We start from the raw sequence: 19,137 nt of genomic DNA, 5'->3' as shown, positions 1-19,137 counted from the left end.
TAATAATTTAACGAATATTATATATAGTGTTAATTTTAAACATTAATTTTTAAGGGAGGAATATATTTGGGTATCAAATCAAGATTTAGAATGTACATATCATTAATTCTTGTGGTTTGTATTTTGATTTCGAGTACATATATAACCACGTTAGCAAGTGTTACTAATGTAGCTATCCCTTCGGATATAAAGGTAACAGTAACACCGAACAATATTCTGATTAAATGGGAAGAGGTGGAAGGAGCAACAGGCTACGAGATAGAGGCCGATGGAGAAACCATTGAATTGGGAATAGCTACAGGCTATACCCATGAAGGATTAGAGCCAGGAACCCCACATGAATATCGAGTAAGAGCTAAAGCAGGAGAAATAGTTAGCGTGTGGAGTAAAATGGTTTTTGCAGAAACCCTGGAAGAAGAGGAAGAAGAAATAACAGAAAAAATTGATATAGGAATTCCTCAAAATGTGGGAGTAGAGACATATGAAACAAAAGTAGAAATAAGCTGGGAAGAGGTGGAAGGAGCCACAGGCTACGATATAGAGGCCGATGGAGAAACCATTGAATTAGGAATGACCACAAGATATACCCATGAAGGATTAGAGCCAGGAACCCAACATGAATATCGAGTAAGAGCAAGGGTAGAAGAAGTAGTTGGTGAATGGAGTCGAAAGGTTATTGCAGAAACACTGGCGGAAGAGGAAGAAGAAATAATAGAAGAAATAGCCATAGGGATTCCTCAAAATGTGGAAGTAGAGGCATATGAAACAAAAGTAGAAATAAGCTGGGAAGAGGTGGAAGGAGCCACAGGATACGATATAGAGGCCGATGGAGAAATCATTGAATTGGGAATAGCTACAGGCTATACCCATGAAGAATTAGAACCAGGAACCCAACATGAATATCGAGTAAGAGCCAAATCAGAAGAAGTAGTTAGTAAGTGGAGTAGAATAATTATTGCAGAAACACTGGCAGAAGAGGATGAAGAAATAATAGAAGAAATAGCCATGGAGATTCCTCAAAATGTGGAAGTAGAGGCATATGAAACAAAAGTAGAAATAAGCTGGGAAGAGGTGGAAGGAGCCACAGGCTACGATATAGAGGCCGATGGAGAAACCATTGAATTAGGAATGACCACAAGCTATACCCATGAAGAATTAGAGCCAGGAACCCAACATGAATATCGAGTAAGAGCCAAATCAGAAGAAGTAGTTGGTGAATGGAGTCGAAAGGTTATTGCAGAAACACTGGCAGAAGAGGAAGAAGAAATAATAGAAGAAATAGCCATAGGGATTCCTCAAAATGTGGAAGTAGAGGCATATGAAACAAAAGTAGAAATAAGCTGGGAAGAGGTGGAAGGAGCCACAGGCTACGAAATAGAGGCCGATGGAGAAATCATTGAATTGGGAATGGACACAAGCTATACCCATGAAGGGTTAGGGCCAGGAACCCCACATGAATATCGAGTAAGAGCAAGGGTAGAAGAAGCGGTTGGTGAATGGAGTCAAATAATTACAATAAAAACAACAATCTATACAATTACAATAGGAATACCTGAAAATATAAGAACAGAAATAACAAGTAATAGCGTTCTTTTAATATGGGATGAAATAGATGAAGCAACTAGCTATGATATAGAAATTAATGAAGAGATTTTAGAAAACATTAAGAGTACTAAATACTTACATGAAGGGTTAAAAGCCAGTACAACTTATTCATATCGAATAAGAGCAAAGAACGATATGGAGGTAGGTGAGTGGAGTGACTTGATAAAAGTCACAACAAGCTCTAGTTTCAGAGGAAGTGGAACAAGTGAAGATCCTTTTTTAATTTATACAAAAGAAGATCTGATTTCGATAAGTGATAACCTAGATGCTCACTATATTCTAAGAAATAACATTGACCTAGAAAACGAGGATTGGGAACCAATAGGAAGTAATAATATGCCCTTTACAGGTAGCTTTGATGGCGGAGGCTATACAATCAGTAATTTAAAAATTGATAAAGCATTAGAGAAGTATGTGGGTTTATTTTCTTATGTAGAGGATGCTACTATAAAAAATTTAAAGATGGAAAATGTAGAAATACAGGGGAAAAGAAATGTAGGTACATTAGCGGGGGCAACAGGTGCAGACACAATTATTGAAAATATTCAAATAGAGATGGGCAATGTTAATGGAGAATCATTAGTTGGTGGTCTAATAGGAAATGCTTACAATACTAATTTAAATAAAATAGTAACGAATGTGAACGTTAATTCAACAGCAACTGATAGTTATGTAGGCGGATTAGTTGGATATTCAGTAGGATTAAGAATAACTGAAATCTATACAGTGGGAACTGTGAGTGGGAAGAATTATACAGGTGGATTAATCGGAAAACTTGGATCAGGAAATATAGAAAATAGTTTTGCCTTAGGAGATGTTATAGCTAGTTCTGGAAATTGTATTGGAGGATTAGTGGGGTATATGAGTGGTGGAAGAATAGAAAATAGTTACTTCTCTGGAAATATACTAGGTAGTAGTACTGAAAAAGGTGGACTGGTAGGAAAGAAAGGTGATAGAGAAAAAATTGTAAATAGTTATTATGATGGATACAAAAGTAACATAATACAACAAGATGATTACAATGTCAGTAGATTGACAACAGGTATGAAAAATAAGGAGACATATATAAATTGGGATTTTGAGAACATTTGGGAGATTGATAATAATCAATCCTATCCTTATTTAAAAAATCTACCTAAGCCCAATGAAGTTTTTGAAAACTTACCTGAAGGAGATGTAGCAGGCGGGATAGGAAGTGTGGAGAATCCTTATTTAATAAGCACAAAGGAACTGTTCAATAATATAAGATATGAAATTAATGGTCATTTCAAACTAATAAATAATATAGATTTAGAAAGCATAGAATGGGAACCGATTGGAAGTTCAGACGCAGTATTTGAAGGTAGTTTAGATGGAAATGGATATACAATCAGTAATTTAAGCATTGATAAAGCAACAATGAATTATGTTGGATTATTCTCCTCTGTGCGAAATTCTACAATACAAAATTTAACTATTGAAGGTATTGAAGTATTAGGTGATAAACGAGTGGGAGCATTAGTAGGAAATATTATAAAAAATACAACTATCGAAAATATTCTTATAAAGAGGAACAATCTTAGTGGAAACTCCGAAATAGGAGGATTAGTCGGATATATAGATGTTGATGCAAATATAAAAAATATTCAAGTTAATGCAGGTAATATAAATGGGAAAAGACGTGTCGGTGGCTTAGTGGGTTATATGAAAAACGGCAATTTAAGTAAAATAGCAACAAATGTTAATGTATATGCAACTAGTAGCCAAGCAGGAGGGTTGGCGGGTTACGTATACAAAGGAGAAATAGCAGAAAGTTACACAGTAGGAAATGTGAGTGGATATACTGCAGGTGGATTGGTTGGAAGTTTTTATGGAGATTCTATAAAGAATAGCTTTGCCTTAGGAGATATTGAAACAGATGGAAATTATGTTGGCGGTCTTGTAGGAAGTTTATATGGACTTAGAACAATGATAGAAAACAGTTATTTCTCAGGTAAAGTACTAAAAAACGGTATGGAAAAAGGCGGATTAGTGGGAAATATGGACAGTGGAGTAATTGTAAATAGTTATTATGATGGATACAAAAGTAACATAATACAACAAGATGATTACAATGTCAGTAGATTGACAACAGGTATGAAAAATAAGGAAACATATATAAATTGGGATTTTGAGAACATTTGGGAAATTGATAATAATCAATCCTATCCTTATTTAAAAAATCTACCTAAGCCCAATGAAGTTTTTGAAAACTTACCAGAAGGAGATGTAGCAGGGGGGATAGGTAGTATAGAGGATCCTTATTTAATAAGCACAAAGGAACAATTAAATAATATAAGATTTGATTTAGAATCTTACTATGTAATAGTTAATGATATAGATTTAAATGCTGAAGAATGGTTGCCTATTGGTGGTTACAGAACTCCTTTTAAGGGTAATATAGATGGCGGAGGATTTGTGATTAAGAATCTCATGATGACTGGTGAAAGCAAATTTTCAGGATTAATTGGTTATGCCCAAAATACTGTAATCAAAAATATGAGAATAGAAAATGTAAATGTCGTAGGTGGAGACAATACTGGAGCATTAGTAGGTATGTTAAGAGGTGAAAGTATTATTGAAAATAACTGGATAATAGGCACTGGAAGTGTTAAAGGGACATCTTCGGTAGGAGGACTAATTGGGCATGCAGAAAATGGGAAAATTATAAAGTCACTTTCAACAATCGATGTTGAAGGGGGGGGCAGTTATACGGGAGGACTGATAGGGTACTCCTCTGCTGTCATTGAAGAGAGTTACGCTTCTGGAAATGTTTTTGGTAAATCACGTACTGGGGGTTTAGTTGGATACTTAAAAAACAACTATAAATTATACGAAGGAATTAAAAATACATTTGCTTTAGGAAATGTATCTGGTACTCACTATGTAGGAGGTTTAATTGGTTATTCTGATAGAAGATATTATGTTGTAAACTGCTATTATTCTGGAAAAGTTACGGGAATAGACTATATCTCTTCCTTAATTGGTTATGAGGAATATAATCTAAGTAAAGATTTATATTTCGATCAAATTTCAAGTGGGTTTGATACACCAGCTGAAAGTGCCAGAGCAACAACACATTTATTGAGAAAAGATAACTATATAGAATGGGATTTTGAAAATATATGGGATATTGATGAAAATAAGTCTTATCCATTTTTAAGGGGACTGTATATTCCAGATAATATTTCTAAGCAAATAATACCACAAAAAATAAAGGCAATACCTGGAGAAAGAAATATAGAAATCAATTGGGAAGAGATAGATGGAATAACAGGATACGATATAGAAGTTGATGGAGAAATCATCGAATTAGGAATGCAGGCCCAATATCTTCATGAAGGGCTAGAGCCAGGAACGGTCCATGAATATCGGGTTCGGGTAAAAATAGATAGTTATACTGGTGAGTGGAGTACTTTATTAAAAATAAGTACAAACCTAAGCAATGGTGAGGGAACACTAGAAAACCCATTCCTAATCTATACCGAAGCAGATTTAGATAATGTTAGGGTAAATCCCTCAGCTTATTTTAAATTGGTAAATGATATAGAAATAACTAAAGAAAATTGGGAACCAATAGGAAGTAATAATATGCCCTTTACAGGTAGCTTTGATGGCGGAGGCTATACAATCAGTAATATGAAAATTTATAGAGAAATGGACTCTGTGGGGCTATTTGGTAGTATCCAAAATGCTACCATAGAAAATTTAAAGATTGTTGATGCAGATGTTAAAGGGCTAAATCGTATCGGGATTTTAGTTGGAGAGGCAGTAGGAAACGATAACAAGATAATTGATGTAGTAGTACAAGGGTCGTCGAGTACCGAAGGTGTTCAATATACTGGAGGATTAATTGGTTATATAGAAGGTGGACAGGTTATAAGTACCTCCTCCTCTGCTTTAGTTAACTCTAGCAGTCATTACATAGGTGGATTAATTGGGCATTCACAGGCAGAAGTTATTTTAAGCTATGCAACAGGTGATGTAATTAGTACGGGGAGCTATGCAGGTGGTTTAGTAGGGGCCATGAGTAATGTTAATGGTAAGATAGAAAGAAGCTATGCTTCAGGTAATGTAACCGCAGTTTCATATGTTGGCGGATTAATTGGAAGCCTTAATGGAGGCAATAGAACAGTTAGAATACTTGATAGCTTTGCAATAGGTAATATTAGAGCGACAACCTCAAGCAGCTCCTATGTCGGCGGATTAATTGGATATTCAGCAGGAACCTCTTCGACAAATTCAATTATAATTAAAAATTGCTATGCTGTTGGTACAGTGACAGGATCAAGTAGTTACCGTGGTGGCTTAATTGGCAGAAGTAGTAATACAACAATAACCTATAGCTTCTTCGATCGTAGCACTACAGGGATAACAAGTCCCAGTGCCCAGGCAAAAACCACCGAGCTTTTAAAGTCAAAAGCTACTTATATTGGATGGGATTTTAATCAAGTCTGGCATATTGCAGAAGGTCTTTCTTATCCAATTTTAATGGAACTACCAGCGCCAAACCATGAGCATATTATTCAACCAGAGTCAGCTCCAGCAGGACTAAGCTTGGTAGAAAGAGGACGAAATTATATTTCTTTGAATTGGGAACCGGTAAATTGGGCAGATGAATATGAAATACTGGTGAATGACGAAGAAATTCTTGCTACAGATCAGGTAAGCTTCAAACATGAAGATTTGATGTCGGGTAAAGTGTATCAATATAGAGTAAGGGCTAAGGCCTCTGACAGAATAAGCTGGTGGACAGAAGCTGTCACAGTTCAGACTGTTTTTGATGTTCCTACATTAACGGCTATGCCATCTAACCAGACTATTATATTGAATTGGTCAGAAATAAACGGTGCTGTATTCTATATTTTAGAAATGAATGGAGAAGAAATAGAATTAGGATTAGTGACAACATATAATCACGAAAAACTTGAAACAGGAAAACAGTATACCTATAGAGTTAAAGCTAGCGGTGAATATGAAGATGGTGAATGGAGCGAATTAATATCAATAATGTCAGTATTGCCTGCCCCTGAAAGTATATTAACTGACATTAAGTATACAAGCGTAATACTAAGATGGAATGAAGTCCCATTAGCTGATGGTTATAACATTGAGGTAGACGGAACAGTATATGATATTGCCAATACCTTAGAATATACACATAGTGATTTATTACCTGGAACAACACACAAATACAGACTTCAAGCTAAGAATGAACAAGGAACAGGGCAATGGAGTGATGAAATCATTATTCAGACCCCTCTTTACATGGAGGGATCAGGAACCGAAGAAGATCCCTATATTATTTTAAATTCTACCCATTTAAAAGAAATGAACAATCAACTTAATGCCTATTTCCGGCTAGGCACAGACATTGATTTAAAAAATGAATTGTGGGAGCCAATCGGAAATACAACTATGCCCTTTAAAGGGAGCTTAGATGGGAATGGATATGAGATTAAAAATCTAAAAGTTGATAAAGAGGCAGTAGATTATGTTGGATTCTTTGGTGTGACCGAAAATGTAGTGGTAAAAAACCTGGAGATCGTCGGAGTTGAGGTTAGTGGAAGAAGATATGTAGGAGCCTTGGTAGGGCAAATGAAGGGGACTAACAGTAAAATTGAAGAGGTCTCCATCAAAGAAGGAACGGTAACAGGAGAGAGCTATGTAGGAGGCTTAGTAGGAACAGCGGAAGCTGGAGAAGTGAGGAAAGCAAATACTGGACTGACTGTTACAGGAAACAGTAGCACAGGGGTGAATGTTGGGGGACTAATCGGAAATGCCAGCATATTCATCATCCAGAGCTATGCAACAGGGCAGGTTCAATCATCAGGTCAAAATGCAGGGGGCTTGGTAGGTTATCTAAATGGTAATGTGGGCCGGATTACGGAGAGCTATGCAGCAGTAAATGTTAACGGAACGTTCAATGTAGGAGGACTTGTTGGTAATGTCAATAGAACTGTAGCGACCTTTGTTCCAATCGAAAACAGCTTTGCCCTAGGAACAGTACAGGGAAGTAGCAGCGAAATTGGCAGATTAGTTGGACGAGTTTATGGGTCAAGTGCTAGTCACGTGGCGGTGAAAAATAGCTATGCTGGGGGAGAAGTGGTAGGTAGCGAAAATAAGATAGGAGGAATTGTAGGCTCAGCTAGTTATGCAATGATTAATAATAGTTATTATGATGGGATTGCATCAGGAATTGTGCCTACGAGATTTTTTGATAATAGTCGATTAACAAGCAGTATGAAACAGGAAAAAAACTATGAAGACTGGGACTTTGAAACTATATGGGGAATAGATGAGGGCCAATCCTACCCCTATTTAAAGAATCTTCCAATGCCGGTAGGGGTGGTGGAAGGCTTGCCAGAAAACGATGTGGCAGGAGGAAAAGGAACAGTAGGAGACCCTTACATTATTAAAAGTAAGGAGCAGCTAAATAATATAAGGTATGAGTTGACAGCCCACTATAGGCTAGGATCAAACATAGACTTGGAAAATGAACTGTGGGGGCCAATTGGAGATATGGCCGTGCCTTTTAAAGGTAGCCTAGATGGAGCAGGACATGAGATAAAGAATTTGAGAATTGATAAGGAAAATATTGATAATATTGGATTCTTTGGTGTGACCGAAAATGTAGTGGTGAAAAACCTGGAGATCAACGGAGTTGAGGTTAGTGCAAGAAGATATGTAGGAGCCTTGGTAGGGCAAATGAAGGGGACTAACAGTAAAATTGAAGAGGTCTCCATCAAAGAAGGAACGGTAACAGGAGAGAGCTATGTAGGAGGCTTAGTAGGAACAGCGGAAGCTGGAGAAGTGAGGAAAGCAAATACTGGACTGACTGTTACAGGAAACAGTAGCACAGGGGTGAATGTTGGGGGACTAATCGGAAATGCCAGCATATTCATCATCCAGAGCTATGCAACAGGGCAGGTTCAATCATCAGGTCAAAATGCAGGGGGCTTGGTAGGTTATCTAAATGGTAATGTGGGCCGGATTACGGAGAGCTATGCAGCAGTAAATGTTAACGGAACGTTCAATGTAGGAGGACTTGTTGGTAATGTCAATAGAACTGTAGCGACCTTTGTTCCAATCGAAAACAGCTTTGCCCTAGGAACAGTACAGGGAAGTAGCAGCGAAATTGGCAGATTAGTTGGACGAGTTTATGGGTCAAGTGCTAGTCACGTGGCGGTGAAAAATAGCTATGCTGGGGGAGAAGTGGTAGGTAGCGAAAATAAGATAGGAGGAATTGTAGGCTCAGCTAGTTATGCAATGATTAATAATAGTTATTATGATGGGATTGCATCAGGAATTGTGCCTACGAGATTTTTTGATAATAGTCGATTAACAAGCAGTATGAAACAGGAAAAAAACTATGAAGACTGGGACTTTGAAACTATATGGGGAATAGATGAGGGCCAATCCTACCCCTATTTAAAGAATCTTCCAATGCCGGTAGGGGTGGTGGAAGGCTTGCCAGAAAACGATGTGGCAGGAGGAAAAGGAACAGTAGGAGACCCTTACATTATTAAAAGTAAGGAGCAGCTAAATAATATAAGGTATGAGTTGACAGCCCACTATAGGCTAGGATCAAACATAGACTTGGAAAATGAACTGTGGGGGCCAATTGGAGATATGGCCGTGCCTTTTAAAGGTAGCCTAGATGGAGCAGGACATGAGATAAAGAATTTGAGAATTGATAAGGAAAATATTGATAATATTGGATTCTTTGGTGTGACCGAAAATGTAGTGGTGAAAAACCTGGAGATCAACGGAGTTGAGGTTAGTGCAAGAAGATATGTAGGAGCCTTGGTAGGGCAAATGAAGGGGACTAACAGTAAAATTGAAGAGGTCTCCATCAAAGAAGGAACGGTAACAGGAGAGAGCTATGTAGGAGGCTTAGTAGGAACAGCGGAAGCTGGAGAAGTGAGGAAAGCAAATACTGGACTGACTGTTACAGGAAACAGTAGCACAGGGGTGAATGTTGGGGGACTAATCGGAAATGCCAGCATATTCATCATCCAGAGCTATGCAACAGGGCAGGTTCAATCATCAGGTCAAAATGCAGGGGGCTTGGTAGGTTATCTAAATGGTAATGTGGGCCGGATTACGGAGAGCTATGCAGCAGTAAATGTTAACGGAACGTTCAATGTAGGAGGACTTGTTGGTAATGTCAATAGGACTGTAACAACCTTTGTTCCAATTGAAAACAGCTTTGCCCTAGGAACAGTACAGGGAAGTAGCAGCGAAATTGGCAGATTAGTTGGACGAGTTTATGGGTCAAGTGCTAGTCACGTGGCGGTGAAAAATAGCTATGCTGGGGGAGAAGTGGTAGGTAGCGAAAATAAGATAGGAGGAATTGTAGGCTCAGCTAGTTATGCAATGATTAATAATAGTTATTATGATGGGATTGCATCAGGAATTGTGCCTACGAGATTTTTTGATAATAGTCGATTAACAAGCAGTATGAAACAGGAAAAAAACTATGAAGACTGGGACTTTGAAACTATATGGGGAATAGATGAGGGCCAATCCTACCCCTATTTAAAGAATCTTCCAATGCCGGTAGGGGTGGTGGAAGGCTTGCCAGAAAACGATGTGGCAGGAGGAAAAGGAACAGTAGGAGACCCTTACATTATTAAAAGTAAGGAGCAGCTAAATAATATAAGGTATGAGTTGACAGCCCACTATAGGCTAGGATCAAACATAGACTTGGAAAATGAACTGTGGGGGCCAATTGGAGATATGGCCGTGCCTTTTAAAGGTAGCCTAGATGGAGCAGGACATGAGATAAAGAATTTGAGAATTGATAAGGAAAATATTGATAATATTGGATTCTTTGGTGTGACCGAAAATGTAGTGGTGAAAAACCTGGAGATCAACGGAGTTGAGGTTAGTGCAAGAAGATATGTAGGAGCCTTGGTAGGGCAAATGAAGGGGACTAACAGTAAAATTGAAGAGGTCTCCATCAAAGAAGGAACGGTAACAGGAGAGAGCTATGTAGGAGGCTTAGTAGGAACAGCGGAAGCTGGAGAAGTGAGGAAAGCAAATACTGGACTGACTGTTACAGGAAACAGTAGCACAGGGGTGAATGTTGGGGGACTAATCGGAAATGCCAGCATATTCATCATCCAGAGCTATGCAACAGGGCAGGTTCAATCATCAGGTCAAAATGCAGGGGGCTTGGTAGGTTATCTAAATGGTAATGTGGGCCGGATTACGGAGAGCTATGCAGCAGTAAATGTTAACGGAACGTTCAATGTAGGAGGACTTGTTGGTAATGTCAATAGGACTGTAACAACCTTTGTTCCAATTGAAAACAGCTTTGCCCTAGGAACAGTACAGGGAAGTGGCAGCTATATTGGCGGATTAGTTGGACGAATTTATGGGTCAAGTGCTAGCCACGTGGCGGTGAAAAATAGCTATGCTGGGGGAGCCGTTATTAATAGCAGTAATTATAAAGGCGGCTTATTTGGAACAATCAGCTCAGCCAATTATATAAGCAGCTACTTCAACTCAACATCAACAGGTATTACAACGCCTACCACCCAAGCCAGAACAACGGAAGAAATGATTCAGCAAATAACCTTTGTTGATTGGGATTTCTCAGAGGTATGGGATATAGAGGATGGAAGTTCCTATCCATTCCTTAGGGTATTACCAGTACCTGATCATGAGAATATGCCAGACAGGTTGATGCCAGTAGGGTTAAGGGCTGAAAAAATCGAGTCTAGATCAGTTCAGTTAACCTGGAGACCAGTTAATTGGGCGGAATATTACGATATAAGCGTAGATGGTGTGGTAGTAGCCTCAGTAACAGAGCCAGCTTACCTGCATGAAGGGCTAACACCTAGTACAGTGTACGAGTACAGAGTAAGGGCTAGGAACAGTGAATTAGTCAGTAGCTGGACACCTACATTAAAGGTCATAACACCACTGGAGGTGCCGTTAAACTTAACTGTAGAAAGGGTAGCCAATGGCTACAAGCTTACGTGGGATGCAGTGGATATGGCTACAATTTATGATATGGAAGTTAATGGCACAATTATCAAACATACATCAGACACCACCTTTATCCATGAAAATCTTGCTCCTGGTAGCCAATATGTATATCGAGTAAGGGCAAGAAATAGCATCATTAATAGTAAATGGAGTGAAATGCAAGTGATATTGCATTGGGCTGAAAGTACCCATGGACTGGCGATCACGGCGGTCAACTGGTTAACAGATGCTTCGACAGAGGATGAAGTAGAGATAGTTATTAAGGCAAAAGTGGAAGATTTATACTCAGTAATGTTTGACTTAACCTATCAACCACAAAACATGAAGTTTGTTCCAGGCAGTCTTGAAAATCTTGTATCGGAAGACGATATATACGATTATACTACAAGCAGTCAGCATACAGGCAAAATAAGAGTGTTGATATCCCGTACAGGGGATGTTGAAGGAAAAGAAGGCGAATTTGATTTAGTTCGGATTAAGTTAAAGGTAGCCACAGAAGATATGACTCAGTTGATCATAAACGAAGCAAAGCTGGTTAATGCTTATGGAGAGTACATTAACATTCCTGCAGTTCCAGCCCTAAATTACAAGGTACTACCAGAGTTTGAATTATTTCAAAATCAGTAAAGGGGGAAATGGAGATATGAAGAGAAACAAGACTCAGATAATTAATATATGCATTCTGTTTTTCCTTGTTATACTGATTCTCCCAATGTTTACAAACGTTGCAGAGGCCAGTACACCAGGTAAAAGCGTAACAGATGAAATTGTTAATAGTATTAATAACTTTCCAGATAAAAAGCAATATGACTCTGGTGGATACACAGGAGTGTTGGATAAGTACGGGTCTGTTCAACAAATTCTGGTGGAGCCAGAGGACAGGAGAACAGAAACAATTGAAATCTATACTGGTACTACCTATCCAGCCAATAGCTACCGCTATAATCAAGGTGGATATAGTGGTACTTTGACTAGAGTACAGGTAATTAGTGAAGAACTTGGCGGGGGAGGAGACTCAGGAGGAGAAACGAATGAGCCTCCTCGCCAGGAATTCATTAGAAGAGAAATGGAAAATATAGCAACTTCATACTATGATGAAAATGGCACCTTAATTAGAACAGAATATTCCTGGGATAATAGTAGTGATCATCCAACACTTTACGTAAATGATGGAAATTATGAAGGAGAAATTCCCAGGGTAGACCATTATTCAGATCCACCACAGACCTTTTATAACCCTGATGGCAGCTATAGAGTGGTCAGACGATTTGTCGGTATCTATGAAGGATATGTGAATGTAAAACAGCAGCCAGGTGGGGGCAGCAAGACAGTTTATACAGGGGTATACAGTGGCACTGTAGTTAAGCCCCCTGTATATGAGTATAAACAGCAGTATAGAGGAACAGCCTATACTATGAGTACAATAGAGGCTAATTATGGATCCCCGGCAAATTGTGAAATGGTGAATGAGCCTGTCAATATCGTAACAGGTAATTACTACGCCACAGATCAGGATTTATTGATTCCTGATCTGGGCTTACCCTTGGAAATTAAAAGGTATTACAATTCTCTAGACACTAGAGAAGGCATAATAGGCCAGGGGTGGCGATTAAATTACGAAACAGGAATTAAATTTGAAAACGGATACAGTACAGCAAAGGTCATCTATCCTGAGGGAAATACAGTAGAATTTACATTAGTTGGAGGCAGCTATCAAGCACCCGAAACTATATTTGATACTTTAACAAGAAATATTAACGGAAGCTTTGAGCTACGCCGTCAAAACAAAACAATCTATAGCTATAACTCAAGCGGTAAGCTTACGGCAATTACAGATAAAAATGGTAATCGTCAAACCATCCAATACGATGCTGCTGGCAATTTATTAAAGGTTATTGGAGCCAGTGGCAAAAGCCTTAGCTTTACAACAGAAGATGGAAGAATTAAAACCATCACTGATCCCATTGGAAGGACCATTGTCTATAGTTATTCAGGTCATGATTTAACTCAAGTTAAGGATACAGGCAATGGTATAACCCGATATAGCTATGGTGAGTGGGGAATTACTTTCATAACTGACCAAAACAACAAAAGATTTATTGAGAACATTTATGATGATTTCGGAAGAATTATCTATCAATACGACGAGAACGATAATAGAATTACCTATGATTATGACGATTACAATAGAATCAATACCTATTATGTTAACTCAACCGGCAGCAGGGTTCGTTATCAGTATAATGAAAAGCTTTATGTTACACGTATCTCCTACGAAGATGGAAGCTATGAAGAATATGGTTATGATCAATGGGGAAACAAAAATAGTATCAGAGATAGAAACGGCCATACCTCCCACTATGTATATGATCAAAGGGGGAATCTTCTATCAGTAACCTCCCCTAAACCCTTTAATTATGTATCAACCTATCGGTATGATGCCAATGACAATCTTTTAGAATTTAAAGGACCAGAGGCTTCCGTCAATACCTATGAGTATGATGCCAATGGTAATCTAGTCAAGGCTACAACAAAGCTTGATCAAAGTACAAGCGCCATTACGATTTATACCTATGACACCTATGGAAGGCTAATAAGTATAAAGGATCCTGAGAATAATATAACCCTACTGGAATATGAAGGTTTAAACAGTAGCCCAATAAAAATAACTGATCCAGAGGGTGGAACAGTCGAGTACGGCTATGATCTCTTAGGTAGAAGAACCAGTGTATCTACTATATTAGGCACTACTGTCTTTAACTATAATAATAAGGATAAAATAGAGAAAATTGTTGATCCGCTAGGGAACATTACCAGATTGAAATATGATAACCGAGGAAATCTTATTAAACAAATTAATCCTGAGCAGTATAATACCCAGACCGATGATGGCTTGGCCTATACCTATGGATACGACGGCATGGATAGATTGATTAAGGAAATTGACCCCATAGGAAATGTAACTGCATCAATCTACAATGATGAGGGGCAAAAAATTAAGGATATTAACCCAAATTACTATAATGCTGCCACTGGGGATGGAATCGGAACCAGCTATCAGTATGACAGCAGTGGACGAATCATTAAAATAACCAATCCAACAGGTAAAAAGTCTAGAATACTGTACGACCCAACGGGTAATATAGTCAAGCTAATTGATGCCAATCACTACAATGAAGCCCAAGATAGTGGAATAGGCTATGAATATCTCTACGATAGTCTTAATCGGCTTATTACCGAAAAAAACCCTGAAGGCAATGTGATCCGAAGATTGGTATATGATGCTGAGGGCAGAATTATTAAGGAAATTGATGCAAAGGGATATCTTTCTGCATCAGATGATCAAAACCGATATGGTATAATCTACAAGTATAACTTGGTAGGTTGGCTGATAGAAAAACGAGAACCTTTAAAACAAGAAAATGGAAGCATTTATTATCAAGTGACAAAATACAAGTATAATAAAAATGGAAGGCTAATAGAGGAACGCCTGTCAAGGGATTATGCTCTTTTAACAGGGGAGCCCACAAGCTGGAATGTCATTACATATACTTACGATAAAAATGGTAGAGTAAAATTAGTGACCGATTCTACCGGAGCAAGAATGGAGTATTTATATGACCCGCTAGGAAATGTAATTCAAGAAAAGCTTAAAATTAGTAATGATAAATACAGCGTAACAGGATACGAGTATGATGCTGCAGGTCGTATTGTAAGAACCTGGAAGGAAATAGATGCAATAGATTTGGCAGAGGGTGGAAGCGGTAAAGTACTGGCAGAAACCCACTTAGAATACGATAAGAATGGCAATATAACTAAAATCGTATCGCCTGAGGGATATGTCACACGACTTTCCTATGACGCCGCCAATAGACTAATTGAAAAACGGGTGGAGGTAAATGCCCATAGTGTCAACGTAAAAGGAACCACTGCCTCGGTAAAATCTCAGCGAACCCATTTATATCAAGGGCAGACAAATGAATTTCAAGTGGTTTTAAATCCAGATGAAACTGTTAGCAGCTTTAGCCTACAAATAGACTACGATACAAAACTATTTGATTTGGTAGGCAGTAATGGTAATAATGGAGCAATCGTTGATACTGCTACACCAGGAAAAATATTAATTGATGCCACAGATGGTAACTACACTCGACCTGAAACGGTGGCCACCTTTACATTGAAAGTAAAGGAAACCGTCGCTGGTACCAGTGGAATTGTAATCAATAATCAGTCTGCCTATAGTAGTGATACAGGAACTTATCCCTTTAGTGGCTTAACAGGAAAGACCGTATTTGCCAATGGACCTGATATGAATGGGGATGGTAAGGTAGAACTGGATGATTTTACCCTAACTGCTCTATTAAAGGACATAACAAAGGATCATCAGCTATATGAAGAAAAGTTTGATATAGACTACAATGGTGTTATTGATACAACAGATTTAGATTTTATCAGAGATTGGATTTTTCAAGACCGTAGTAGTCAATTAACAAGAGTGGCACTAGAAAAGCTGTTACTGCAATATACTGGTGCTGTATATGATTTAAATGAATCGATGTCAGAACGAGTTACAACTTATCAATATGATAAGGCAGGGAATTTGATTAAGGAAACTGATACTAATAATAAAAGCGTTGAATATAGATATGATGCCTTTAATCGATTAATCTCTGTTAAGGACAGATCAGGGGCAACATCAAGAATCTTTTATGATGAGATGGGCAATGTGATTAAAGAGGTTGTACCAGAAAACTACAATGCTTCTCAGGATGATGGCCCAGGAACAGTGTATACCTATGATACAATGAATAGGCTGACAACGGTCACCAATGAAGAGGGAGAGGTTGTACAAAAGAATGTTTATGATCTCAATGGCAATATCATCAAAATAATCGATGGCAAGGGGTATCTGGCAGCTGGAAATGAATCTTCAAGATATGGCCTGGAATATAGTTACGATATAGGAAATCGACTTATAACCGCTATTACACCTGAGGCTAAACAGCAGGGAAAAACAACGGCTACCTACACCTATGATGCTCAAAATAACCTATTGGGTTATACGGATGGTGAGGGTAACACCACTACCTACTATCGAGACGATTGGGGAAGAGCTACCAGAATAGTTGATTCAGAGGGTGTTAATACCTATTACCAATATGACAATGCCGGTAATGTAACATTAAGCAGAGACGGAAAAAATAACAGTACTAGATATAGCTACAACAGTTTAAATCAATTGGCTTCAATTACTGACCCCTCTAATCAGACAATCACTTATAGGTATGATAAAGAAGGTAGAATGGTCAAGGAAACCAATCGAAATAACAAAACTATTTATTACGAATACAATCAGGATCATAATCTAATTTCTGTTGAAGTAGCAGGAAATAATGAAGACCAGTGGTATTACTACAACACAGATGGTACACTGTTAGCGGCGGCTAACGACACCGGAATAGATGTATTTGAATACACCCCAGAGGGATATTTGAAGAAGAAAACAAGAAATGGAAAAAGCCTGCTGGAATATACCTACAATAAGAACGGCAGTGTTACAGAAATAGTCAGTCAGGGCCAAAGTACCCAATATAGCTATGACTCTTTGGGGAGATTAGAATCTGTAAAAGAAGGAAGCCAACTATTAGCTACCTATAGCTATAACGTTGACAACACCCTATCGGCTATACAATACGGAACTGGAGTCAGAGTAGATTATGGTTATGACCGAGATCAAAATATAACCAGTATCCTGCAAAAAAATCCCCATGGGGAGATTATCAATAACTTGAGCTATACCTATGATGTCAGGGGAAATCAAGTTAGTAAAAATGAGAACGGAGAGACTACCCATTATACCTATGACAAAGTTAATCGATTGAAGGAAGTGGAATATCCAAGGGGAATCGTAGAAACCTTTACCTATGATAATGCTGGAAACCGGATAAGAAAACAAATTGGAGAAGAGATAACCACCTACGATTATGATACCAGAAACCGATTAACAAGAAGTACAAAAAATGGTACAATAACCACATATAATTATGATAACAACGGAAATTTACTAAAAGAAACAACAGCAGGGCAGGTTACCACCTACACCTACGACAGCTATAACAAAGTAATTAAAGCAGCATTACCCGATGGAAGCTATCAGCTAAATCAATATGATGCAATGGGGCTAAGAGTAGGTTTAACAGAAAATGGAATCAGTCATCAGTTTATCTACTCAGGAAGAAATGTAATAGCAGAGGTGAATAGTAATACAGGGGGTGTAACAAGATATGTTCGAGGCAATGGACTGATAGCCACCGAAGACTATAGAGGAATAACCAGCTATTACCTTCTTAACAGCCATGGAGACGTTATTAACCTGATTAATAAAGAAGGAGCAATATTAAACGCATATCAATACGATGCCTTTGGAAACACCACAAGCTATGCAGCCAAGGTCAATAATCGATTCCTATATGCAGGCGAGCAATATGACCCGGTAACAGGTCAATACTATCTAAGGGCCCGATATTACGACCCAGAAATAGGAAGATTCACCCAGGAAGACCCCTATCGAGGAGACGGATTGAATTTATATACCTATGTACATAACAATCCGATCAGGTATATTGACCCAAGTGGAAATATGATTGAAGATGGAAATGAAGGACTTTATTCTCCTTCAAAACCAAGCTCTATCAGTAGTACGAAGAGTAGTGCAAAAAATAGCATAACCAATGCAATAACTAATGTTACTAAGAGTAATGCATCTAATGCATCTGCTAAATGTGATACTAAGGGGACGGGTGATGATAGTGTGTATTTAGGACTTGGTTCGGTTACAGTTGGAAGTGGTAATTACTTTGGTGGAACAATAGACCCTTATAATTTAATTAACATGACGAAGACTGATATATTAGAAAATCTACCTCAAGGTTGGCGATATACAGAACATAATGGGTTTGTTCATGTTCGTGATACAAACACGAATGTAAGAATGAGGATTGATCCACCAGATGCAAAAACACCATACGATCATGTACACCTATATAACAAGAAAGGGGAATCGCTAAATAAAGACTTAAAGGTAGTTAATAACAAATCTAAAGAAGCTCACATAGAATATAAAGGGCCTAATGACAACGATAGAGATAAAGGAAGTGGTGGGAATGGGTCTGGTGGAAAGAAATTAGAGCCAGGTAAAGTATATTTGACTGATGGTGGATATATTAAGGTAGATGATAATGGAGATATAAACTTTATTGATATAAACCCAAATCAATATCCAATACCAATACTACCAATGCCAATATTACCAACTGTACCAATGCCTGTTTCCCCACCTGTAGTTATACCAGTATTTTAAGTAAAGTGGCAGAAAAATGGAACGGTTAACCCTACTCCGAAATGAACTCGATTAGAATAACCATACTAGTTAGGAATTTTTGCGTATATCTCAATAAACAAAACAGAAACGCTGTATTAAGATACCAATTCTTGTATGGTAAATTTATTTTATTT

Annotated in this window: 2 protein-coding genes; both read left to right on the top strand. The window is 38.2% G+C overall.

Annotation, left to right across the window (positions count from 1 at the left end; all coding sequences use genetic code 11):
- Positions 1 to 66: 66 nt before the first annotated feature.
- Positions 67 to 12,249 carry a fibronectin type III domain-containing protein gene (locus ACYQ1I_RS02640; protein WP_459762187.1) on the top strand — a complete coding sequence of 4,061 codons (12,183 nt, stop codon included), beginning with the start codon at positions 67 to 69 and terminating at the stop codon, positions 12,247 to 12,249.
- Between the two features lie 85 nt (positions 12,250 to 12,334).
- Positions 12,335 to 18,982 (top strand): RHS repeat-associated core domain-containing protein, encoded by a 6,648-nt coding sequence (locus ACYQ1I_RS02635; protein ID WP_459762185.1) that lies wholly within the window; start codon positions 12,335 to 12,337, stop codon positions 18,980 to 18,982.
- Positions 18,983 to 19,137: the final 155 nt, after the last annotated feature.

It is taken from the genome of Alkaliphilus crotonatoxidans, assembly GCF_054658015.1.
This window is presented reverse-complemented; position numbering and strand designations above follow the sequence as displayed.

What these genes read in the sequence shown, in the direction of transcription:
- ACYQ1I_RS02635 (WP_459762185.1), top strand. Translation starts at nt 12,335, where the DNA reads ATGTTTACAAACGTTGCAGAGGCCAGTACACCAGGTAAAAGCGTAACA.